Origin of the sequence: Paenibacillus xylanilyticus (assembly GCF_013359935.1) — a bacterium.
Taxonomy (GTDB): domain Bacteria; phylum Bacillota; class Bacilli; order Paenibacillales; family Paenibacillaceae; genus Paenibacillus; species Paenibacillus xylanilyticus.
The window spans coordinates 388,498-410,363 of the sequence record NZ_JABMCB010000201.1; the positions used below are offsets into that span (position 1 = coordinate 388,498).

Sequence of the window (21,866 nt, forward strand, 5' to 3'; positions counted from 1 at the left end):
TCGAGATGGAAGGCAGATGCATGAAAAGGGCACGGATGCAGAAACTGATTGTAACCAGCAAACGTTTCAAAATGAGCCAGAAGTTTAAATTGAAGTGTAGGCAGCAAAAATATTGGAGTGAAGGAGAGATTTCTAATGGAAGCTTTATATACAGCAACAGCAACAGTCAAAGGTGGACGTACGGGTTCAGTGACATCATCGGATGGTGTGCTCAAACACGATCTCAAAATGCCAAAAGAGCTGGGCGGCTCCGGTGGAGAAGGTACGAACCCTGAGCAGCTCTTTGCAGCGGGATATGGTGCATGTTACGAAAGTGCTCTTGCAAACGTAGCGCGCAAGGCTGGCGTAAAACTGGAAGATGTGGTTGTAACAAGTAATGTATCCATTGGAAAAGACCCTGCAGATGATGGATTTCAGCTGTCGGTTCGTCTGGATGTAAGCATGCCGGGTGTCGACCACAGTCAGGCAGAGGATCTGGCTCGCAAAGCTCATGATTTTTGCCCGTATTCCAAAGCCACACGTGGCAACATCGACGTTGTATTAAACGTTGTCTAAACCTGTACTCGCTGGAGTAAAAAGCAAGATATATTAAGCAGGCTATCATGGGATACCTGTATACGGTACAAGCCCTGCTGGCAAACGGCAGGGTTTTGTATTTTATATTTCAAATGAAATGCAGGAGATTGCAGGTCAGATCGCGTACTCTTTTACATAATTATACTCTTGCTCCATGCCAGGCATCTGAAAAGGGGGAACGCAAATGAGTATTGAAGAGATGATTGAGCGAAGGTTTGTATGTACGAAATGTCGGGGAACAGATTGCAATATCAAGGAAGTGTCCATGTCGGGAGCCGGCCTTAGCAAAATGTTCGACATTCAGCATAATCACTATTTGTTTGTAGCCTGTTCTTCCTGTGGTTATGTGGAGGTATTCGACCCGGATGTGTTAAAGGGTAAAAAACAGGGTCAGGTGGGAACGATTTTGGATATTTTATTCGGCGGATAGAGTGGCATAACTTGGTCAGCTTGGAATCAATTCATAAAAGCAGCACAGTTCGTCCCGCCCTGAGTTGACATCGAACAAAAATTTCTTTAATATGACTTAGTACTGAGAAGTGTCATGCAGGAAACAAATTTGAATTGACAGGTGATATCCATGTCTTATAGACCAAGTATTGCAAAATTGCAAGTAGCTAGCAAAAACGAAAAAGACGGATTGTATGAATTTACAATGAAGCTGGTAGATGGCACACAGTGCCGCGTATTCTACTCCAAATCTCCGGAATGGAAGATGACAGCGATCAGCCGTCTGCAGAAAACGCCTTGTCCGGTATGCCGCAAAGATTTTATTTGCAAATGCATGGATCAATGGGCAGGTGACCTGCATCAACAAATGATTGAAGACGAGTGGATGGAAAAGGCGATTGCTGAGTAATTGCCGAACAGATACGAGCGTAGGCTTAAAGCCTGCGCTCTTTTTCTATTCTATTTTATGTTTAACATGTATAATTTTCTGCGAGTGCCGAACGTGAAGGGTAAAAATGGGTAAGTTAACCTAACAGCCATAATAAGAGGAGGTCTCGATTATGACATCAATTCGAGCGGATCAGCATCTGGGACACCCGATTGTACTCGTGGACGGGGTTTGTCACTTCTGTCAGGGATTAACCAAATGGATTATCAAACGTGATCCGGAAGGGAAATATCATTTTGCATCACTTCAATCTGATGCAGCCAAGGATTTGCTGAAAAAAGGGAATCTTTCGACAGACAGCATGGATACCTTTGTACTCATTGAAGATGGCCAGTATTATACACGTTCAACAGCTGCGCTGAGATTGGCCAAAGGATTGAAATTCCCATATCCATTATTATATGTTTTCATCATTGTGCCCAAATTCATTCGTAATGCGGTATATAACTGGGTAGCTCGCAATCGTTACCGGTGGTTTGGGAAGGACGAGGCATGCATGCTGCCAACACCAGAGATCAAGAATCGATTTTTATAAATAGCTATGGTACAGCACATTGTATCCGCAAATATGATTAATAAAGGAAACATTTGGGTAATGAGTACGGATCATATTTATTTGGGAGGAAAAACATTTGAAGAAGTGGACTACACTCATTATCGGGGCATTATTGGCAGTAAGCATGACAGCGTGCGGAAGCGATGCAGATAACAGCACTGCAACGCCGCCGGCGGGTAACGAAACGACAAACGAGGGCAATACACCAACGTTAGAGGAAACAAAGATTCCTACACTGGAAGAATTGATTACCAAAACCAGCGAAGCTGCCAAAGAAATGAAAAGCTTCTCAAGCGATGCAACCATTGATCAAAATCTGAAACTGGAAGCTGGCGAACAGTCGCAGGATCAACAGGTTAAAACATCGCTGAAGATGGATATCATCAAGGATCCGATGATGATCTATCAGGAAATGAACATGGAAATGTCTGGTCAGGAGGCCCAAAACGTGAAGCAGTATATCACTGCCGATACGATCTATTCGCAGGTGGGAGAGCAATGGGTTAAAATTCCTGATGATCAAACGAAACAGCTGATTGAGCAAATGCAGGCAAGCATGAACCCGGAAGGTGAACTGGAGCAATTCAACAAGATTGCGGAAGACACCGAAATTACCGAAGAGGGCGACAATTATGTCATTAACGCTGACGTATCCGGGGATAACGTGAAGGAATTGGCTCAATCCGTAATGGAGCAGAACGGATCGGACGCCCAAACGCAAGCGATGCTTGAACAAATGAATATTACGAGCATGCAGATGAAATATATGGTGAACAAGGAGTCTTATCTGCCTGTTGGTACGGATGTAAACATGGTTATGGAGATGGAGCAGAAAGGACAAAAAATTACGATGGACATGAAAATGACCAGTACCTTCTCCAACCATAACCAGGTAGAAGCGATTGAAATTCCGCAGGAAGCATTGGATAGCGCGAAATAGGGAGTGGTAAGACTAATAGAAATGATCCATTTGCCATCAATGTAACTTCATGTATAAGTTGAAGACATCTTTGATACGAGTATGTGTAAACCCAGGGGGTTGCCATCTTGAATCAGGGGTGTTTTCTTTTTCTCCAACAACTGGTCAGGGAGCATGATGTTATAGTATAGTCGTGGAAGCGATTAAACAATGTGATGTCATATGAAGTGGAAGGAGATTCAAGCAATGATTGAGTATGCTCATATACACCATGTTAGCCTGGCTGTACGTGATCTGGAAGTTGCCAAGCAATTTTATTCGGGATTGCTCGGTATGCAGGAGATTGAACGTCCACCGTTCCGCTCAACAGGTACGTGGTATGCGATTGGCAGTCAGCAGCTGCATCTGCTTCAGCACCCTCAGGGACATACGCTGCGTGAGGCAGGAATTGATACAACGGATGGTCATTTTGCCATCTGGGTGAAAAGTCATAAAGACACGATAGCCTGGCTGGAACAGCAGGGGATTGAGTACGAAGCGAGACCGGAAAGTGTTGCCGGGTTTGCGCAGATCTTTATCCTGGATCCAGACCGTAACATCATTGAATTTGCTGCACCTTATCATTCATGAGGATGCCGATAGTATTGTTAATTGTATAAATCTCTTGCTCGTCCAGAAATTGTATGCTATATTATCCATACATTCATAGCACTTGACGGAAGCACCGTCCATATTCTGCATTTCATGCGGATAGTGGACGGTGCTTTTTTTTGTGCTTATGTACAGGGAGGGAAGGAGAAATTGATTGTACTGAAGGCCGTACTTGCTTCAAAAGACAGAGAGTACATCAGTGCCTGGCTTGATTTTGTACAGGGGAGTCCGTTTGGTGCAACGATGCGATTTACCGCCTTTTCACAGTGGGAATCGTTTCAGGAGTATATGCATGAACATGAAGGACAGGAACTGCCGGATCTGGTTATTGCAGAACCTGAGTTTCTGAATCCCTGGCTGGAGAGTATGGGTGGAGAGCCAGGTGTTCCTTGGCTGCTGCTCAGTGAAGGTCACGAGGATGTGGAGGAAGATAAGCGATTGATGAAGTATCAACCTCTGCCCACATTGTTGGATGCGGTTCTGAATGCAAGCCGGCAGCCGCGTCGCAAAAAGGTACATCGTCTAGGACAGCAAACCATCTCCATTGGAGTGGTGTCAGCTTCTGGAGGAAGCGGAAAGACCGCTGTTGCACTGCATATGGCGAAGCAGCTGGGGCTGGCCGGATACGCTGTGCTTTATCTCAATCTGGAGACGCTGGATAGCGTGCTGCCATTTCTGGAGAAGGGATTAAAACGCAGTGTACAGCGTATGCCAGATGCAGAAACGGGGTTGTCCCGACTGTTGTACGACCTTAAGGTCAGCAGAAAGGGATCAGGCAAGCAAGGGCAGACACAAACTTCTTCCAAAGGGATCGATGGTTACGTACTCCGGCATGAAGGGCTGAAGGCAGATGTCTTCTGGCCATTATCAAACCGGAAGGAATTGCTGCAAATGTCGTGTGAAGATACGACGGGACTTATTCAATACTTATCCATTGCTGGGCAGTATGACGTGCTTATACTGGATGGAGATTCTGATTGGGATGGCCGTAGTGAAGGCATTTTGGAAGCAGCAGATGCATTGGTATGGCTGGTTGAAGATGATCTGTCAGCCATGCACCGATGGGGACAGTGGATGCTGCATGCGGAGCGAACAAAGCCGGATCTGCATCAAAGTGTGCTGGATCGTGCCTGCTTTGTTGTGAATAAATACCGGGATAGTGTAGTTAATGCTTTACCACGACCTGATCTGCAGCTGAATGCGGTGCTGCCTTATATCCCTTCCTGGAAGCAGCTTAGCCAGGAGGAAGTGATGCTAAGTTCTCCCATATTTCAGCGCGAAATAAAGAGGCTGTGTGCCATGCTTGTACAGGATGGAGAAGAAGATCTGAAACAGACGGGTCGCATCCACAATGGGGATGGGTGGGCATTATGAGCGATGTATCCAATAGAATGATGGACCGTGAAGAACAATTCCAGAACATGCGTCGGGAAGTCAGGGCAGGCCTGGATTTAACGTCTGCTGCCGGAGACAAGGAACTGTGGCAGGGGATTGAGCGAAAGGTACTGTCTGATCCGATGCTGGATGATCTGACTTCTGGAGAACGGCACACATTGGTGCAGCGGCTATTTGATTCGTTTCGGGGGTTGGATATTCTTCAGCCGCTTGTGGATCATCCTGATATCACGGAGATTATGATTAACAGTCACCGGGAGATCTTTGTCGAGCAGGAAGGTGAAGTGAGCCAAATCCAGCTTGAATTTGAATCCAGAGAACGGCTGGAGGATATTATCCAGATGATTGTATCCGGGGTGAATCGAATTGTGAATGAGTCCTCCCCGATTGTGGACGCACGGTTAAAGGATGGTTCCAGGGTCAATATTGTGCTGCCGCCGATTGCGCTAAAAGGTCCTACCATGACGATCCGTAAGTTTCCGAGTGAGCCGATGAAAATGTTGGACCTGATCGATAAAGGTGCATTGCATGAGGAAGCCGCAGAGTTGCTTCAGCAGCTGGTACGCAGCAAATACAACATCTTTATCGGTGGCGGAACCGGGTCGGGGAAAACGACTTTTCTGAATGCATTATCCCAGTTTATCCCTGCGGATGAACGGATCATTACGATTGAAGACTCAGCCGAGCTGCAGATCGTCACCGTACCGAATCTGGTATCGCTGGAAACACGGAATGCCAATACCGAGGGCAAGGGTGAAATCTCCATTCGGGATCTGATCAAGTCTTCACTGCGGATGCGTCCAAATCGTATCGTGATTGGTGAGGTGCGGGGTGCGGAGGCTTTGGATATGCTGCAGGCTATGAATACTGGACATGATGGAAGCTTATCCACAGGTCACGCAAATAATATTACGGACATGATCAGCAGATTGGAAACGATGGTGCTCAGTGGAGCGGAACTTCCAATTGCGGTTGTGCGGCAGCAGATCAGCTCAGCCATTGATATCTTTGTCCATTTATCCCGGCTGAGAGACCGTTCAAGACGGGTGACGGAGATCAGTGAAGTCATCGGCATGCAGGACGGAGAAGTGCTGCTGAATCCACTCTTTCGTTTTCAGGAGAGGGAAGAACGGGAAGGCAAGATCATTGGCGGATTGGTACAGGTCGGAAAGCTGAAGCAGGTTGAGAAAATCCAAATGGCCGGGCTGGGAGATTGGCTGAATGAATACATAGGACGATACTACACAGAATTACCAGAATCAGATAACAACCAGAATTAAAGCTATTGGAAGGTGATCATGTTGGGTGAATCCAGACAGGCATTAACGGATTACACCGTATACACGCTATCCCGGAGACAACGAATTGTCTGCATGCTGATTAGTGGAGTGCTATTTTTCGGTGTCGGTATTTTGTTCTATCATCACTGGCTGGCTGGAATTGTTTTGGCTGCGGGGTGCATATGGGTGCCAAAACACTGGACAAAGGTACTGCTGGAACGAAGAAGAATGACTCTGAGCTTGCATTTTAAACAAGCGTTATATGCGCTATCTTCCGCATTGGCTGCGGGGAAGTCGGTCGAAAATGGTTTTAAGGAATCGGTTGAGGATCTCCGGATGCTCAATCCCGAAGCGGATACCGATCTAATCCGTGAGTTCACAATTCTGCGGACACGGATGGAGTATGGTCAACCCATTGAGGAGGCGCTTCAGGACTTTTCGGACCGGGCCAGTATCGAGGATATTACGAATTTTGCCGATGTATTCATCACCTGCAAACGGACGGGTGGAGATCTGGTTGAGGTGGTTCGCCGAACCTCTGCTGTAATTGGCGAGAAGCTGGACATTCAACAGGATATTATGGTCGCGGTGGCTCAGAAAAGGTTTGAGTCCAAGGCGATGTTCGCCGCTCCGTTTATATTTCTAATCTTTTTAAATTTGACGGCCAAGGATTTTATGGAGCCGCTGTACAGCGGGATGGGGTATCTGATCTCCAGTGGGGCCTTGGCAGTACTTGCCTGCTGTTATCTGTGGATTACACGCATTATGGATATCAAAGTATAAGGAGCTGATTCGATGCTGCTTCCCGTTATATTCGCCGGGTTGCTCGGAGCGGGATGGCTGGTGCTGGATCGAACGCGAGGACAGACCTACCGACATCTGCGCAAACTTCAGATGGAAGGATTGCGTCTGAACAGGCTGCATGGTCCCTTTCTGTTTTTACTGGACAGATTCGAGGCAGGCCGCAGATTGCCTGTGCTGATGTTCCGCATGCAGCATGCCATTCAGAAAATGTACGGCATACAGCACAGTGGAGAGAAAACGATGCTCTATAGTGCTGAAATGTTGACTTATGCTTGGCTGATGCTGCTTGTGGGCTGTCTGCTATCCCTTGTTGGTGATATGGGTCTCGGAGGCATGGCAGGCGGGCTTGCCCTTGGTGCTGCACTGCCTTTTGCACTCTACAAGGATCTTCATACCAAGGTGCAGCGAAGGGATCAGGATATTCTCATGGAGCTGCCCGAGTTGTTAAACCGGATTGTATTGCTGGTAGGTGCCGGAGAAACCGTACAAAGGGCTATCGTTCACTGTGTTGCCAGTCAGGGTGACCGCGACCACCCGCTGTACAACGAGCTGCGAAAGACCGTTGGCGATTGGAATAATGGTTACTCGTTTCAACAATCGTTTGAACAGTTCAGCCGCCGGTGCGGTGTACAGGAAGTCACGATCTTCACAACGACGGTGCTGCTGAACTTCCGGCGTGGGGGAGGTGACTTTGTACTTGCGCTGCGGGATCTGTCACATGTGTTGTGGGAGAAACGCAAGGCTGTCAGTCGGGCAAAGGGAGAACAGGCTTCTTCCAAACTGGTGTTTCCGATGGTTTTGATCTTTTTTACGATTGTGGTCATGATCGGAGCACCTGCTTTTATGATGATGAATATGTAGGGGGAATTGGGATGCAGGAATTGATGAAAAGCAAGGCAAGTGCATTTTGGAAGGAAGAGGACGGGCTAGGAACGCTGGAGCTGATTCTGATTATTGGCGTCATTATCATTATTGCTTTGATTTTCAAGGATCAAATTAAAACCTTGGTCACTCGGTTACTTGGTCAAGTTAGTAAGAAGAGTGATGAATTTTTTGAGTAAAAGGTTCAAAAAGGAGGATGGGAGCTTCACAATTGAAGCTTCCCTGGTCTTCCCGGTGGTGCTGTTTATTCTCGTGTTAATTCTGTTTTTCTCCATGTACATGTACCAAAAGACCTTTTTAAACCAACATGCATATGCAGCATCGGAACGTGCCGCCTACAGTTGGGATAACAGTCACAAGCAGGCCACGACAGGTGAAGTTGTGGCAGGTGAACATGACAATCTGTACTGGAGACTAACGGATGACCGAATGCTCGGAGCCTTGTTTGGGTGGGCCGGCGCGGATAATCAGATTAGTGTTCCGGTGCCAGCAGGGGATGGAGAGAATCTCACCGAGAAGAAATTATCCCAAGCAGTACAAGGCATGCCGAGTGGCATGCGTGGAACAATTGAGTATCAGAATTCTCTGGTGCAGCGAAAAGTTACGACCCAGCTGGAGCAGGTTATAACTTTACCGCTGCCATCTTTTTTGTTTGATTCAGGTAACAATGTTCTGACGCAAGGATCATCCGCAGTTGTAGAGCCGACAGAATTTATCCGAACGGTGGATCTGATCCGTTATTATGCTGCCAAGTTTAAGGGGAATGGTGGAACCGCAGCAGGTACAGCAGCTGAAGCAGGGCAGGTTCTACAGCATTTTGGCAAAAAACAATAAGCAGAGAAAGGAGGAGAGCAGCGCTGTTCAGAAAAAAGAATGGTGAATCTGGAGCTGTAACCCTGTTCTTGATTTTAATCCTGGCTGGGATCTATATGTTTGTGGCTGTGTTCATTGATTATGCACGGATAGCCGCTTTTAAAGTACAAGCAGAACGCATGACACACGCGGCGATGAGATCGGTGATGTCTGCATATGATACTTCGCTGCGGGAGTATGGCTTGTTCGGGTATGGGGACAGCGGTGGTGAAGCTATTATGGCCAAGGTGCTGAATGATAGTGTGAAGCCGCCCATGGTGAAGGACGGGTTTCCAATTTTGGATATCCAGTGGGATACAACTACCCTGAGCATGGAGCGCGAACTGGGCAGATATGACATTTTCAATCGCCAGATCCAGGAGGATATGAAATATCGGGCTCCGGTTGATTTCACACTAGAAGTGGTCAATCGCTTCAAACCAATGTCGGAGGAAATGAAAGAAGCTGCACATACCGTAGACTTGCTCAAAAAATTGCAGAAGCTGTATGACAAGCGCGAGGAATTGCTGGATGAGGCGATAGCCAATCAGACGGATGCAGCCAATAAATTGAAGGATCTTCCGGCTTTGATTATGAGCCCCCCTTCGCCTGCCATTTACGATGAGATGATGGAAGAAACACCAGAGACTGCTGCCGAGATCGCGGCACGGTATACGGATTATTTGAGCAAAAAACAAGCAGACGAGGGACTGCCATTCAACCAGCAGCAATATATCCTGGAGCTCGCTCGTTACAGGACAGGTGTAGGTCATGTGGTGACAGGCATAAGCACGGTCCTGCAACCGGCACAACAGGCTCATCAGTCGAAACTGGAGGAAGCTCAGTCCAAAATTGAAGAAGCGCGCAAAATCAACGAGGAAATGAAACGGGTCATCGCTGAGGGAGAGAATCGTCCACAGAATGCGAGTTATGAAAAAGTAGGGAATTCGACCCTTCCCGGACAAAGTCCACCATCTACCGGATCGGGCAGCGAAGCGAAAAATACACGCTCGCTTGCTTCCGAGCTAGTCAGGGCTGACTCGTTGTTCGACCAGTTGAATGAACGGATTCGTTCGCAAACTTCAGATTTTAATAATGTGAGAAAAGACAGTGTCGAACTAAACACACAGCTTCGCAATGTCACTGGTCAGAGTGGTGTTCCGGTTAAGCCAGCGGTTAGACAGGCCAGTCAGGTCACGGAACGATACATGGACACTTATGTACGAAGCGGTCCGTCCAATGTCATCCTTCTCAGTAAACAGCTGCTGGAGGATGGTCGGGGATCTGATGCCCAGCGCAAGGCTAATGACAAAGAGTCCAAGGGGAAATTGAAAGACATGCAGCGAATTTTGTCACAGATTGAAAGGGGGCACTCCGGATCAACGGAAGCATTCAAGCAATTAGAGCAGTATTACAATGCAAATATTGCACTTAACCAGGCAAGCCGTGAGGAAGCCAAGAAGGCAGAAATTGCAGGCGACCCGTACGATGCTGGCGGTGACTCCATGAACGGAATGGACAGTTTGTTTGGCGGAATGTCTGGTCTTCTGGATCGTCTTGGGGATGAATTGTTTCAGAATGAGTATGCACTCGCCTATTTCAATTCGATGGAATTTGGGCAATTGCTGGATTGGACTGAAGGGAACGGGGATTCAAATGAAGTCTTCAAATTGGAGAATCAGGAACTGGAGTATATCATCTACGGTTTTCATAATGCTTCAGGTAATATTGCCGCTGCATATGCAGAGATTTTTGGCATGCGTTTAGCAATTCGAACGGCAGAGGGCTTGATTGAAAACAGTAAGCTCGGCAATCCGCTTCTGGTGTTATCTGCAGCAATTTTATATGGGATTACACACGCCATAGCGGATATGGTGAAACTCGCCAAAGAGGGTAGTGTGGAGCTGTCCAGATATATCAAGGTCAAGCTTACATACAGGGACCACCTAAGATTATTCTTGTTAATGCATAGTAACAATGAACGCAAGATGTCCAGAATGTTGGCTTTGATCCGAATGAATACAGGCGTGAATCCGGATGAAAAACAAACATATGCTTCAGGTAACATCCGCAGCAGTATCAAATTGTGGTTTTTACCCGGAGTTGTGAAAAGTATAGGTGCGATTATGGGTAATGCAGACCAGGTTGAAGATGGGCGATTATTCATAGATCGGAAGACGGATTATTCCTATTGAATAATGCAGTTTTTTCAATGGAGGGATTATGGGGAAGCAGCATCAGCAGAAAAAGGAATGTGCACGATTGCGGATTTGGTTAGGAGAGTTGCGCAAACGGGGAAGATTAAAATCCCTGCATGAGCAGGCATGCTCTCCGAGAAAGGAACAAGGCAGCATCGTATTGGAAGCTTCACTCGTTCTGCCTGTGTTTCTGTTCTTTGTCATGTTTCTGATCTATATCGTGCAAATGACATTGATCTCGACAGCCTTGCAGATCACAGCAGGTGAAGCTGTGAAGCAGCTCTCCACCAAGATATACCCGGTCTCCCTTGTGTTCACTCCCTCAGATTCGGCTGGCGGCGGAGAGACGGGCAGTGACTGGAAAATACCTGAGTTATCCCTGACCGAGTGGGCTGAAGAGTACGCCTCATCGCTTCCGGAACCGTTAAGTCATTGGGTGCGTGCGGCTGCCGCCAGCGGTGAACAACCTTTGCAGGAGATTAAGACATCCGTTACGGAGACTGTACTTGATCCAGCCGTGAAACCTTTGCTTCAACCATTTATTGATCCGGTATTGCTGGATATGGAGCGTGTACATGTTAATGGTATATCTGTGCCGGATCTCAAAAACAAAACCAATCCGTATTTCAGGTTGGAATTAAGTTATGAACTGCCGATCAAAGTGCCCTTCCTCGGCAAACCATTGCGGATTCAGGCTGCAGCCGCTGAGCGCGTATGGATCGGGGATACGGGGGAGGGCTCGAACAGCGGTGAGGGAAATGGGGACGCCTCAGGTTCAGTAACCGTGTTATCCAAGCCGGAGCCGGCATACATAGGGAACAATGCAACAATCAAGGTTAAGTTAGAGCCTGGGGCCACTGCGAACTTAACGATATTTTACAAGTCGGGGGAGAGCACGGCTAAACATATCGGCTGGGCGACAGCAGACGAGAATGGTGTAATTGAGTGGAACTGGTTTGTAGGTACACGTACAACGGAAGGCACATGGACATTTGTAGTGGAAACCGCTGATGGAGTCAAGACAGAAACCGAGTTTAATGTGGCTTCCAGAAAATGAGGATATATAAGGGGTGATGGAGGTGGATTGGTTCTATATAGCCTGTGGTTTATACGTGATGGCTGCCTTTGTAACAGATGTGCGATCCATGAAAATTCCGAATCGGCTGACCTTGCCTGTGACCGCCTTAGGTGTGTTGGCCCATGGCATTTGGGGAGGTTGGGAAGGGTTATTGTTTTCTGCTGCCGGATTCGCAGCCTGTTTCGGCATTTTGTTTCTAATGTACGCTATCGGGGCAGTAGGTGCAGGAGATGTGAAACTGTTTGGCGGGATTGGGGCTTGGGTGGGGCTTTCTTTTGGCATCCACGTTATTGTGTATTCTGTTTTATATGCCGGGGCAATTGGATTAATTATTCTTTTGTTCCGCAGGGATTCAGCCAAACGGATTCGTCACATGGCAGGTGGGCTTGCAGGTTTTTTCATGATGGGTTCGCTCAAACTGGTTAGCAAGGAGAAAACGTTGAAATTCCCGTTTATGCTCGCTGTATTACCAGGCTTTATCAGTGCCTGCGTCTATATGATTTAATAAAAATATATCAGATATGTAAGATGAATATGAATATAAATATGAATTTCACACCCTAACGGTAAGTGCAGAAAATATCAATGGAAAGAGAGGATTGGCATGTATGGATTAACGAAAGATTTTATTCGAAACGGCGGCGCATTTATGGTTTTGGAAAAAGCGGAAGGGCTGCGGATAGACGAGTTAAGCCGTGTACAGACTGGCATGATGTCCTCCAATCATATTCCACGGTTGCTGCCTCTTCACATACGTGAGATGGATCGGAATGTCAGTCTTCAGTATGATATTTCCGGATATAAAATGTTGTCGCAGGTTTTGAAAACAGGCAAAATCCAGCTGCATGTGCTGTACGGTCTGTTGTTTCAACTCGCAGATACTTTCACGGAATGCCGTCAATACATGCTGGAACCTCGTAAATTAATGCTGCAGGAGGAGAGTATATTTTTAAAAGGATCACTGGAGCAAGGAGAGCTGGGCATGGTTTATGTGCCTGTCCAGGACTCGTCGTCTGCAGACTCGACTCCGGGACAATTCCGCGAGCTGGTAATCAGACTGATGGCTCATGTGCAGGAATTGCAGGGGGAAGGAATTCAGCGAGTCCTGCAATTATGTGATAACGAACGGTGGGATATTGGACAACTGCGCGATTTATTGCTGGAGCTATATGCGAATGAGCAAGAAGGCTCAGGTAGTTCTTCATTCCTGTCATCACGTGTCATTGAAACAAGAGAAAACGGGAGTGTAAACGAACGACTTGCTCACGTTGAACCAGTGGATGTTCTTCCTCAAGTGCCACGTTCGTTTAGGCAGAGTGACCTTTCAAAGATCGAGCAAGGAACAATGCGGGACGAACAGTCCAATCTTCGTCAGCCCTCGGCCGCGTTACCAGAACAGGAAGAGGTGAAAGGTAACAAGGTAATCTCAAGCTTTCTAAATACACGTCCCTCTAGGGAAGCTTCACCACCATTTGCAGGCAGCGTAGATCCATCATTGCACCAGTCTAGCGGAATTCCTTATGAGGAAGACATGGAAATGGATCCGAAGACCGGAACGTCTAAAGTGACATATATCATCCTTATTTGCATGGTCAGCATAGCCTTGGTCTGGAGATTCGCATACATGGAGCAGCCCGGGCAGACACCAATGATCATATCCACCGTTTTAAGTCTTGCATTACTTGCGGTTGCAGGCTGGGCATGGGTTACTAAAGGGGAATTCAACTTATCAAAAGCCGTACAGCTTAAGAAGATTGATCAAGCTACTTTTCTGGGGTTGGGTAAAAACAAAAATAAAAACGAAGAGGAAGCAGAGGGGATGTATCAGGAAAGCTGGCGCTGGAATGCTTCTGATCCGAAGGTAGAAAACAATCCGCCTGAACATGGGTATGCAGGTACAACTCTGAATTCCCGCTTTCAACAGTTACATACAGAATCAGAATTTGTACCCATGACTCAATATTCCAATTATGCCGCTGCATCAACAGCTGATTTAAACCAAAACGATCTTGGAACGGAGGCTACCGTAAATTTGCAAAGCATCTCCGTCGAAGCAGGGAAGGATGCATCTCCAGCATCTCCAGCCTTCTATCTGGAGCGCAGATCGGCAGCAGGTGATCAGAATGAACGGATGGATGTACGTGGAGCTTCTTTTGTGATAGGCAGATCGGCAGAGATGGTTCAGTGGGTGGATGCGACAACGGGTGTGTCCCGGGCTCATGTGGAACTCAGCCGGAACAAATCCGGCTATGTTATTAAGGACCTTGGCTCCGTGAATGGAACCATTCTTCAGGGCAAACCGCTGGCACCTTATAAAGAATATCCACTGGAAGATGGGGACACATTTACTTTGGCCGAATCCGTTTATACCTATCGTTCAGTCGGATAAACCGCGATGTTTCAAATCTTCCAGGGCATCGGTGAGGGTTGGAAAGGTGAATTGAAAACCATAATCCAGTGCCTTCTGAGGGATGACACGCTGCCCCTGAAGCAGTACAACAGAGAGTTCTCCAACCACGGTTTTAATCAGGAATCCGGGGACCGGGAACCAGTGTGGTCGGTGATATACTTTGCCAACCGTGCGTCCAAACTCGTCATTGGTCACGGGATTCGGAGCGGAGGCGTTCACCGGACCCGAGATTTCCTTATTATGAATCGTAAAATCAATAAGCCTAACAATATCCAATATGTGTATCCAGGTCGTCCACTGTTTGCCACTTCCAATTCTGCCGCCTACTCCAAGCATATAGGGCAGCTTCATTAACGGAAAAGCTCCTCTTTTATGACCAAGAACCAGGCTTACACGAATTTTGACAAGTCTCACATTGTTGATGGCATCCGCAGCGATCTCCCATTGCTCAGCAACACGAGATGGAAAGTTCATAGATTTTTGCGGACAGCTCTCATCAAATGTATCTGTTTGGGAGGTTCCGTAGATGGCCATGGCTGATGCCTGAACAACAACTTCCGGTTTATGTTCCAGCTTATCTAACAGCCGGGCTACCTTGGATACAGTCGTTACCCTGGATTCCACAATCTCGAGCTTGGCTCTGGTCGTCCAGCGCTGATTCAGTGTTTCTCCGGCAAGGTTGACCAACGCATCCAATCCCTCCAGTAAGTGAGGCATCTCCTCTAGCTGTTCCCAATTTATATATGTAAGGCGTTCGCCGGGATCATGAAGATCAGGCAGTTTGCGCGTAATAACCTGAACCTGATGTCCTGCTTGCAGCCAGTAATCTACAAGTGCACTTCCTACAAATCCTGTTCCTCCACAAATGGCAATCTTCATGTTTCTGCCCTCCCTGTATTGTGATATTTCATAAATTGGATCAACAAACAGCCCCGGCGGTAAGCAATGCCTGACTGGGAATGACTTACCTGATGGAGCTTGTGTGTTGGACAATGAGTGGACTATTCTATCCACGTTTTGAATTTTCCTTATTTATTCATTAAATGTTTGTAAGGCGAATAATCAATTTTGTTTTTCTCCAGAAATTTAACCAGAAACTTATTATCACGCTTGGGTGTGGCTATAATGTATCCTTTAATACAATGATCTCTGGACACCTCGGTTGCTTTGTTTTCAACAGCGATTTTACCAATCTCTGCAGCAATGGAATGTTTGGCGATATCGCGAAACGGTCCCGGTACGGGCTCTACGAGTTGATCCAGGAAAGCCTTGGCCTCATCCGTCCATAAGTGGCGGCTCGTTTCCACCCAATAATTTTGCCAATCCAGTTTGGACTTGCCGTCTGCTTTTGGGAGCACTTTCAAAAACTTGCGCATCATAAAAAATCCGCCGACACACATGCTGCCAAGCAAAAGAAAGGTCCAGAATGCAATCGTATTCATAAACCAATTGCTGGGGGAACTGCTGGCCAACGTCATAGCGTAGGATTCGAAAATCATTGCGGAGTCACCTCGGTTCATTGATTTTCACGGAAAGACGGATTCCGCCCACCATGTTCCAAATTAGCTGTAAAAAATAGCCTGTATCCCGAATTATAGCGCATTTCTAGATTTATTTCGATAATCGCGTTAGAATAAGGGATAATTCAGAAAAAGGGGGATCAATGATGCTGAAAATCGGCTCCCACGTGTCCTTTTCGGACAAGGGATTATTGAGTGCAACGAAGGAAGCGTCCTCGTACGGTTCCAGTTCGTTTATGATATATACAGGTGCTCCGCAGAATACGCGCCGCAAGCCTATTGAGTCCATGTATATTGAGGAAGGCAAGCTTGCCATGCAGGAGGGCGGAATGGAAGATATTGTTGTCCATGCGCCATACATTATTAACCTTGGTTCTTACAAAGAAAACACGTATGAGCTGGCTGTGAGCTTCCTTCAGGAAGAAATTCGCCGGACACATGCCATTGGCGTCAAAAATATCGTGCTGCATCCAGGCGCTTTTACGGACAAGGATGCTCATTATGGCATTGGACGGATTGCCGAAGGATTGAATGAAGTGCTCGACGGTGTTAAAGAGACCGATGTCAAAATCGCGCTTGAAACGATGGCTGGCAAAGGAACCGAAATGGGCCGCAGCTTCGAAGAGATCGCACAGATCATGGAGAAAGTAACACACAACGAACGCCTTGCCGTATGTATGGACACATGCCATATTCATGATGCAGGCTATGATATTGTGAATGATCTGGACGGTGTGCTTGAACAATTTGATCGCACGGTAGGGCTTGACCGCATCACAGTAATGCATATTAATGATAGTAAGAACCCTGTAGGTGCACGTAAGGACCGCCACACACCCATTGGATCGGGCTGGATTGGTTTTGAAGCCATTAATCGTATCGTCCACCACGAGGCACTTCAGGGACGTCCGTTTATTCTGGAAACACCTTGGATTGGCAAGGAAGCCAAGACACAGCGTCCAATGTATGAAGTAGAGATAGCATTGCTTCGTGGAGATGTGACTGGTCGATTTGGTCCGGAATTCCTGACGGAAGTGGAACAGCTGCAGCATTTTTTCAAAGGAAAAGAGATTGACTCCCGTTCCTATATTCTCGATATTTGGACACTGCTCAAGAATGATGCCAAAGCCAAAAAAGCTGATCCACGTGAACCGCTGGAGCGGTTGTATGATCTGGTGGCTGAAGCCGCGTTGTTCCCGCATTTGAACGAAGAGCAACTGAATCAACGCTTGATCGCCTGGCTTGCAGGAAAAGAACTGCTGGTCACGGCTTAATTGAAGGAGGAAGAATAGCCCGATGGAGATTCACGCTAAACAAGTACGTCCTGATTCCAAAAACCGCGCCGATCGGGCGCGGATGCTTATTTCCTGTCCGGACGGTCCAGGAATTGTTGCTGCAGTATCCCATTTCTTGCACCAGCATGGTGCAAACATCGTCCAGTCGGACCAGTACACCATGGACCCGGCTGGGGGCATGTTTTTCATGCGCATTGAATTCGATTTGCCACAATTGACAGCAAGTCTAGCCAAGTTGGAAGCTGATTTTGCGGAAGTGGCAGAACGATTCAAGATGGAGTGGTCTCTCTCTGCGGTCAGCCGCAAGAAGAAACTCGCTATCTTTGTATCCAAGGAAGATCACTGTCTCGTTGAATTGCTGTGGCAATGGCAGGCAGGGGACCTGGATGCTGACATCGCTCTCGTGGTGAGCAATCATTTGGATATGAAGGACTACGTGGAATCATTCGGTATTCCGTATCATCATATTCCGGTTACTGCCGATACGAAGAAGGAAGCGGAGCAGCGTCAGCTGGACGTCATTGGTAATGATATCGATGTGATTATTCTTGCACGTTATATGCAGATTATTTCCCCGATGTTTATTGAGCATTACCGCAACCGGATTATTAACATCCATCATTCGTTCCTGCCAGCATTTGTTGGCGGCAAACCGTATGCCCAGGCATACAACCGTGGTGTTAAAATTATTGGGGCAACAGCTCATTATGTGACTGAGGAACTGGACGGCGGACCGATTATTGAGCAGGACGTTCAGCGTGTAAGTCATGGAGATGATGTAACCGAATTGAAACGGATCGGGCGTACCATTGAACGCGTCGTACTTGCACGTGCGGTGAAATGGCATGTCGAAGACCGCATTCTGGTTCATGAGAATAAAACCGTTGTATTTTAATCTTTCACTTTAATACTGTGCAAGGTTGATTCGGGACTACACGAATCTGCTATGCATATAAGAGAAAAGGCGATTACCTACTCGTTAGCCGAATGGGGGTCGCCTTTTTGCCGTTTCCATATTCGTCCGCACACACCAAGGAGAATACCAAACAAGAGATGTCCCATTACCCAAAGAGATATCGCTCTGAAGTCTAATAGTCCGGGAACACGGGAGGATAACTGGGAGAGAGGTATATACAGCAGAGAAGAAACGGCACCGATTAGAATTCCTCGAAGCAACGGATGTCCCGAACGCTGAATCCAGCAAAAATAGAAGATGCCAATAATTATGGAAACGCCAAGATGAAGGGTGAATTCAATCCATTCAGGTAATGTTGGCGGAAGCCAGGGGACAAAGTCGACATTCAGCAGCAGGGTATAAACCTTTTCGCCGGTGTAAGCCTGAATCGCTTTAAGAAAAAATCCAAGGAATAAGCCGCTAATCACGCCTGTTAAAGACCCCGATATCCAGGGTAATGGATGATTTAGCGACTTTTGCTGCAGCGAATAATGTTCCGGCACGAGACAAGCCTCCTTTTATCCTGAAGTAACACAGACATAGAGTTTTCGAATCAGATGAAGGACTATTATATTGTCAGATATATTGTCAGAAAAAAACTTCGAGCTCTAGAAAGTGTATGGTTTTCCGGTTAAAGGTTATACTTCTTCCGATGGATTTGCGAGGCTTGCCAAGTCGGAACTGGGCCGAAATGCTCTGCAGAACAATATTATTCAGCACTGGAATAAGCCCGTCTCACCCACAAACAACCGAATTTTCCGGAACTTCTAAAAGAAGGTTATGGAAAAGCTTCACGCCAAGTGATACAATACAAAAGTGAATAAGTCAAAATGAAACATTCAAGCGGATTCACTTAAGTTATATACGGTTTGCTTGTATGATGAGAGGGATTCGCTTGCGCACCCGACTTATCTAAAGACATGAGGAGGACAAACCATGACTGACAAGAACGAAGCGATTCAAAAGGACGAGAACAACACAATCGACAACCTGTCGATCACAACTGTACGTACTCTGGCAATTGATGCAATCGAGAAAGCAAAATCTGGACACCCGGGAATGCCTATGGGCTCCGCTCCAATGGGTTACCAACTTTTTGCAAAAACGATGACACATAACCCGGACCACCCAACTTGGGTTAACCGGGACCGTTTTGTGCTGTCTGCAGGACATGGTTCCATGTTGCTGTACAGCTTGCTGCACCTGAGCGGCTACGATCTTCCTATGGAAGAATTGAAACAATTCCGCCAATGGGGAAGCAAAACTCCGGGTCACCCGGAATTCGGACATACTGCTGGCGTTGACGCAACGACTGGCCCACTGGGTCAAGGGATTGCAATGGCTGTAGGTATGGCAATGGCTGAAGCTCAACTGGGCGCGACATACAACAAGGATAAGTTCAACGTAATCGACCACTACACTTATGCAATCTGTGGTGACGGTGACCTGATGGAAGGTGTATCCCACGAAGCAGCTTCGCTGGCTGGACGCCTGCACCTGGGTAAACTGATCATGTTGTTTGACTCCAATGACATCACCCTTGATGGTGAATTGAATCTGTCTTCTTCCGAGAGCATCGCAAAACGCTTCGAAGCTTATGGCTGGCAAGTATTGCGTGTAGAAGATGGTAACGATCTGCCTGCAATCGAAAAAGCAATTCAAGAAGGTCAAGCGGACACGCTGCGTCCTACACTGATCGAAGTGAAAACCGTAATCGGTTATGGTAGCCCGAACAAACAAGGTAAAGGCGGCCATGGCGGTACTCACGGATCCCCACTGGGTGCAGACGAAGCGAAATTGACCAAAGAATTTTACAAATGGGTTTACGAGGAAGATTTCCACGTACCTGCTGAAGTTCGCGATCACTTTGCTCAAGTCAAAGACCGTGGTATCTCTGCAAACAAAGCTTGGGACGAGAAATTTGCCGAGTACAAAAAAGCATTCCCTGAGCTGGCAGCTCAGTTCGAAACAGCAATCAACGGTGACCTTCCAGAAGGTTGGGACCGCGACCTGCCTAAATATGCTGCAACAGACAAAGCACTTTCCACTCGTGTTGCTTCCGGTAACGCACTGAACGGTCTGGCGCATAATGTGCCTCATCTGACTGGTGGATCTGCTGACTTGGAAAGCTCCACAATGACACATCTGAACAACATTGGAAACTTTACTCCAGAAGATTATTCTGGCCGCAACATCTACTTCGGTATCCGTGAATTCGGTATGGCGGGTGCAATGAACGGTATGGCACTGCACAGCGGTGTGAAAGTATTCGGTGGTACATTCTTCGTATTTACCGACTACCTGCGTCCGGCTGTTCGTCTGGCTTCCCTGATGGGTCTGCCTGTGACATACGTATTGACTCACGATAGTATCGCAGTTGGTGAAGATGGTCCTACGCACGAACCAATTGAGCAATTGGCTTCCCTGCGTATCATTCCTAACCTGACGGTCATCCGTCCGGCTGACGGTAATGAAACATCTGCAGCATGGGCTTATGCGCTTGAGAACAAGAGCAACCCGGTTGCACTGGTACTCACTCGTCAAAACCTGCCGATCCTGGAAGGAACAGTAGAAGGCTCCCGTGAGAACGTAAAACGCGGTGCTTATGTTGTTTCCGATGCAAAAGACGGCAAAGCTGTAGCACAAATCATCGCTACAGGTTCCGAAGTACAACTGGCTGTCAAAGCTCAAGCTGCACTGGCTGAACAAGGTATCCAGGTTCGTGTAATCAGCATGCCGAGCTGGGATCTGTTCGAGAAACAGGACAAAGCTTACAAAGAATCCGTCCTGCTTCCGGATGTTAAAGCTCGTCTGGCGATTGAAATGGCTTATCCAATGGGCTGGGAGAAATATGTTGGCGATCAAGGCGACATTCTCGGAATCAGCACATTTGGTGCATCAGCGCCTGGCGACCGTGTTATCGAAGAGTATGGCTTCACAGTTGATAACGTGGTTAGCCGCGTAAAAGCATTGCTGTAATAGCTTGATAAGCGCTGCTATGGATGGGATGGCGTGATCTGTCCTGTTCATGGCAGCAAAGTTATTTCCGGCAGAGAAAGGATGAGTATTCATCCTGATCTGTTTTGCCTTTTGTTTTCATTAACTTCAGGGGGAGCGGGTACGCATGTCACAGTTTGATCAAGTCAGTGTAGTGAAAGAGGCCAACATTTATTATGATGGCCAGGTAACCAGCAGAACGGTTATTTTGGGGGATGGCAGCAAAGTGACTCTGGGCATCATGCTTCCAGGCAGCTATGAGTTCGGTACGGATTCCCGTGAAATTATGGAGATTCTGTCCGGCGATCTGAGAGTATTGCTTCCCGGAGAAGAAGAGTGGCAAGAGATTCAAGGTCAAGCTACGTTCCACGTGCCTGCCGAATCCAAATTCAAACTGGAGATACGCAGCGTTACCGACTACTGCTGCTCGTACCCGGCGGAATAATACAAGAAGGGTAGCCAAAACCGCAATCAGCGGATTTGGTTTACCCTTTTTGCTTCTGGAATTGAAGTGACAAAGTTCAAGCTGCAAGCTTGTCAGCCCCGTGGATTTGAAGTATTCTTATGCTAAGTTGTTTGAATGGAAAACGGAAAAAATAA

At 47.1% G+C, this 21,866-nt stretch carries 23 protein-coding genes; 20 read left to right on the forward strand and 3 right to left on the reverse strand.

All coding sequences use genetic code 11. The annotated features are described in order from the left end of the window. The first annotated feature begins 135 nt into the window (after nucleotides 1–135). The 16 genes from HP552_RS26000 to HP552_RS26075 all read left to right on the forward strand — a co-directional run bounded on the left by HP552_RS26000 (nucleotide 136) and on the right by HP552_RS26075 (nucleotide 14,478). Entirely contained in the window at nucleotides 136–555 is a 420-nt protein-coding gene (locus HP552_RS26000; RefSeq protein ID WP_175398258.1) for an organic hydroperoxide resistance protein, read from the forward strand. 205 nt (nucleotides 556–760) lie between these two features. Continuing rightward, nucleotides 761–1,006: a zinc ribbon domain-containing protein gene (locus tag HP552_RS26005; protein WP_024629326.1), complete on the forward strand. Its 246-nt coding sequence runs from the start codon at nucleotides 761–763 to the stop codon at nucleotides 1,004–1,006. 150 nt (nucleotides 1,007–1,156) lie between these two features. Next, complete coding sequence (locus tag HP552_RS26010; protein ID WP_175398259.1) at nucleotides 1,157–1,435, forward strand: hypothetical protein; 279 nt, start codon at nucleotides 1,157–1,159, stop codon at nucleotides 1,433–1,435. 151 nt (nucleotides 1,436–1,586) lie between these two features. Continuing rightward, nucleotides 1,587–2,009: a thiol-disulfide oxidoreductase DCC family protein gene (locus HP552_RS26015; protein WP_175398260.1), complete on the forward strand. Its 423-nt coding sequence runs from the start codon at nucleotides 1,587–1,589 to the stop codon at nucleotides 2,007–2,009. 97 nt (nucleotides 2,010–2,106) lie between these two features. Then, nucleotides 2,107–2,970, forward strand: a complete 864-nt coding sequence (locus HP552_RS26020) for a DUF6612 family protein (protein WP_175398261.1) — start codon at nucleotides 2,107–2,109, stop codon at nucleotides 2,968–2,970. Nucleotides 2,971–3,195: 225 nt separating this feature from the next. Then, nucleotides 3,196–3,579 (forward strand): VOC family protein, encoded by a 384-nt coding sequence (locus HP552_RS26025; protein WP_175398262.1) that lies wholly within the window; start codon nucleotides 3,196–3,198, stop codon nucleotides 3,577–3,579. 171 nt (nucleotides 3,580–3,750) lie between these two features. Then, nucleotides 3,751–4,974 carry a P-loop NTPase family protein gene (locus tag HP552_RS26030; RefSeq protein ID WP_175398263.1) on the forward strand — a complete coding sequence of 408 codons (1,224 nt, stop codon included), beginning with the start codon at nucleotides 3,751–3,753 and terminating at the stop codon, nucleotides 4,972–4,974. Further along, nucleotides 4,971–6,275 carry a TadA family conjugal transfer-associated ATPase gene (locus tag HP552_RS26035; protein ID WP_175398264.1) on the forward strand — a complete coding sequence of 435 codons (1,305 nt, stop codon included), beginning with the start codon at nucleotides 4,971–4,973 and terminating at the stop codon, nucleotides 6,273–6,275. Before HP552_RS26030 ends, HP552_RS26035 begins: the two co-directional genes overlap by 4 nt. Nucleotides 6,276–6,293: 18 nt before the next feature. Next, nucleotides 6,294–7,058 (forward strand): type II secretion system F family protein, encoded by a 765-nt coding sequence (locus HP552_RS26040; protein ID WP_175398265.1) that lies wholly within the window; start codon nucleotides 6,294–6,296, stop codon nucleotides 7,056–7,058. Between the two features lie 12 nt (nucleotides 7,059–7,070). Continuing rightward, a complete protein-coding gene (locus HP552_RS26045) occupies nucleotides 7,071–7,940 on the forward strand; it encodes a type II secretion system F family protein (RefSeq protein ID WP_175398266.1) in 870 nt (289 codons plus the stop codon). Nucleotides 7,941–7,951: 11 nt separating this feature from the next. After that, the gene (locus HP552_RS26050) at nucleotides 7,952–8,140 is read left to right on the forward strand and encodes a Flp1 family type IVb pilin (protein ID WP_175398267.1); all 189 of its coding nucleotides are present in this window, start codon (nucleotides 7,952–7,954) and stop codon (nucleotides 8,138–8,140) included. Further along, entirely contained in the window at nucleotides 8,124–8,795 is a 672-nt protein-coding gene (locus tag HP552_RS26055; RefSeq protein WP_175398268.1) for a TadE/TadG family type IV pilus assembly protein, read from the forward strand. Before HP552_RS26050 ends, HP552_RS26055 begins: the two co-directional genes overlap by 17 nt. 68 nt (nucleotides 8,796–8,863) lie before the next feature. After that, the gene (locus tag HP552_RS26060; protein ID WP_175398269.1) at nucleotides 8,864–11,008 is read left to right on the forward strand and encodes a hypothetical protein; all 2,145 of its coding nucleotides are present in this window, start codon (nucleotides 8,864–8,866) and stop codon (nucleotides 11,006–11,008) included. Between the two features lie 28 nt (nucleotides 11,009–11,036). After that, the gene (locus tag HP552_RS26065) at nucleotides 11,037–12,068 is read left to right on the forward strand and encodes a TadE/TadG family type IV pilus assembly protein (protein WP_175398270.1); all 1,032 of its coding nucleotides are present in this window, start codon (nucleotides 11,037–11,039) and stop codon (nucleotides 12,066–12,068) included. A gap of 16 nt (nucleotides 12,069–12,084) precedes the next feature. Further along, nucleotides 12,085–12,594, forward strand: a complete 510-nt coding sequence (locus HP552_RS26070) for an A24 family peptidase (protein WP_175398432.1) — start codon at nucleotides 12,085–12,087, stop codon at nucleotides 12,592–12,594. 99 nt (nucleotides 12,595–12,693) lie between these two features. Next, a complete protein-coding gene (locus tag HP552_RS26075) occupies nucleotides 12,694–14,478 on the forward strand; it encodes a DUF6382 domain-containing protein (RefSeq protein WP_175398271.1) in 1,785 nt (594 codons plus the stop codon). On the opposite strand, the gene HP552_RS26080 is transcribed toward HP552_RS26075, so the two are convergent. Both HP552_RS26080 and HP552_RS26085 read right to left on the reverse strand, forming a co-directional pair. Then, nucleotides 14,467–15,378 (reverse strand): TIGR01777 family oxidoreductase, encoded by a 912-nt coding sequence (locus tag HP552_RS26080; protein ID WP_175398272.1) that lies wholly within the window; start codon nucleotides 15,376–15,378, stop codon nucleotides 14,467–14,469. The genes HP552_RS26075 and HP552_RS26080 overlap by 12 nt on opposite strands. 149 nt (nucleotides 15,379–15,527) lie before the next feature. Beyond that, a complete protein-coding gene (locus tag HP552_RS26085) occupies nucleotides 15,528–15,998 on the reverse strand; it encodes a DUF2621 domain-containing protein (protein ID WP_175398273.1) in 471 nt (156 codons plus the stop codon). A gap of 167 nt (nucleotides 15,999–16,165) precedes the next feature. On the opposite strand from HP552_RS26085, the gene HP552_RS26090 reads away from it, so the two are divergent. Next, nucleotides 16,166–17,293 (forward strand): deoxyribonuclease IV, encoded by a 1,128-nt coding sequence (locus HP552_RS26090; protein ID WP_175398433.1) that lies wholly within the window; start codon nucleotides 16,166–16,168, stop codon nucleotides 17,291–17,293. A gap of 22 nt (nucleotides 17,294–17,315) precedes the next feature. Further along, complete coding sequence (purU, locus tag HP552_RS26095; RefSeq protein WP_175398274.1) at nucleotides 17,316–18,209, forward strand: formyltetrahydrofolate deformylase; 894 nt, start codon at nucleotides 17,316–17,318, stop codon at nucleotides 18,207–18,209. A 77-nt stretch (nucleotides 18,210–18,286) separates the two neighbouring features. Here purU and HP552_RS26100 read toward each other — a convergent pair whose 3' ends face one another. Continuing rightward, the gene (locus HP552_RS26100; RefSeq protein WP_175398275.1) at nucleotides 18,287–18,772 is read right to left on the reverse strand and encodes a hypothetical protein; all 486 of its coding nucleotides are present in this window, start codon (nucleotides 18,770–18,772) and stop codon (nucleotides 18,287–18,289) included. Between the two features lie 433 nt (nucleotides 18,773–19,205). On the opposite strand from HP552_RS26100, the gene tkt reads away from it, so the two are divergent. Together tkt and ppnP are read left to right on the forward strand one after the other, a co-directional pair. Then, nucleotides 19,206–21,248, forward strand: coding sequence for a transketolase (gene tkt, locus HP552_RS26105; RefSeq protein WP_175398276.1), 2,043 nt, complete (start codon nucleotides 19,206–19,208; stop codon nucleotides 21,246–21,248). A 145-nt stretch (nucleotides 21,249–21,393) separates the two neighbouring features. Continuing rightward, nucleotides 21,394–21,711, forward strand: coding sequence for a pyrimidine/purine nucleoside phosphorylase (ppnP, locus tag HP552_RS26110; protein ID WP_175398277.1), 318 nt, complete (start codon nucleotides 21,394–21,396; stop codon nucleotides 21,709–21,711). Nucleotides 21,712–21,866: the final 155 nt, after the last annotated feature.

Bases quoted from the DNA above. Each gene is read 5' to 3' on its own strand.
- HP552_RS26000 (WP_175398258.1), top strand. From the start codon at position 136: ATGGAAGCTTTATATACAGCAACAGCAACAGTCAAAGGTGGACGTACG.
- HP552_RS26005 (WP_024629326.1), top strand. From the start codon at position 761: ATGAGTATTGAAGAGATGATTGAGCGAAGGTTTGTATGTACGAAATGT.
- HP552_RS26010 (WP_175398259.1), top strand. From the start codon at position 1,157: ATGTCTTATAGACCAAGTATTGCAAAATTGCAAGTAGCTAGCAAAAAC.
- HP552_RS26015 (WP_175398260.1), top strand. From the start codon at position 1,587: ATGACATCAATTCGAGCGGATCAGCATCTGGGACACCCGATTGTACTC.
- HP552_RS26025 (WP_175398262.1), top strand. From the start codon at position 3,196: ATGATTGAGTATGCTCATATACACCATGTTAGCCTGGCTGTACGTGAT.
- HP552_RS26035 (WP_175398264.1), top strand. From the start codon at position 4,971: ATGAGCGATGTATCCAATAGAATGATGGACCGTGAAGAACAATTCCAG.
- HP552_RS26040 (WP_175398265.1), top strand. From the start codon at position 6,294: ATGTTGGGTGAATCCAGACAGGCATTAACGGATTACACCGTATACACG.
- HP552_RS26045 (WP_175398266.1), top strand. From the start codon at position 7,071: ATGCTGCTTCCCGTTATATTCGCCGGGTTGCTCGGAGCGGGATGGCTG.
- HP552_RS26050 (WP_175398267.1), top strand. From the start codon at position 7,952: ATGCAGGAATTGATGAAAAGCAAGGCAAGTGCATTTTGGAAGGAAGAG.
- HP552_RS26055 (WP_175398268.1), top strand. From the start codon at position 8,124: ATGAATTTTTTGAGTAAAAGGTTCAAAAAGGAGGATGGGAGCTTCACA.
- HP552_RS26065 (WP_175398270.1), top strand. From the start codon at position 11,037: ATGGGGAAGCAGCATCAGCAGAAAAAGGAATGTGCACGATTGCGGATT.
- HP552_RS26070 (WP_175398432.1), top strand. From the start codon at position 12,085: ATGGAGGTGGATTGGTTCTATATAGCCTGTGGTTTATACGTGATGGCT.
- HP552_RS26075 (WP_175398271.1), top strand. From the start codon at position 12,694: ATGTATGGATTAACGAAAGATTTTATTCGAAACGGCGGCGCATTTATG.
- HP552_RS26080 (WP_175398272.1), bottom strand. From the start codon at position 15,378: ATGAAGATTGCCATTTGTGGAGGAACAGGATTTGTAGGAAGTGCACTT.
- HP552_RS26085 (WP_175398273.1), bottom strand. From the start codon at position 15,998: ATGATTTTCGAATCCTACGCTATGACGTTGGCCAGCAGTTCCCCCAGC.
- HP552_RS26090 (WP_175398433.1), top strand. From the start codon at position 16,166: ATGCTGAAAATCGGCTCCCACGTGTCCTTTTCGGACAAGGGATTATTG.
- purU (WP_175398274.1), top strand. From the start codon at position 17,316: ATGGAGATTCACGCTAAACAAGTACGTCCTGATTCCAAAAACCGCGCC.
- tkt (WP_175398276.1), top strand. From the start codon at position 19,206: ATGACTGACAAGAACGAAGCGATTCAAAAGGACGAGAACAACACAATC.
- ppnP (WP_175398277.1), top strand. From the start codon at position 21,394: ATGTCACAGTTTGATCAAGTCAGTGTAGTGAAAGAGGCCAACATTTAT.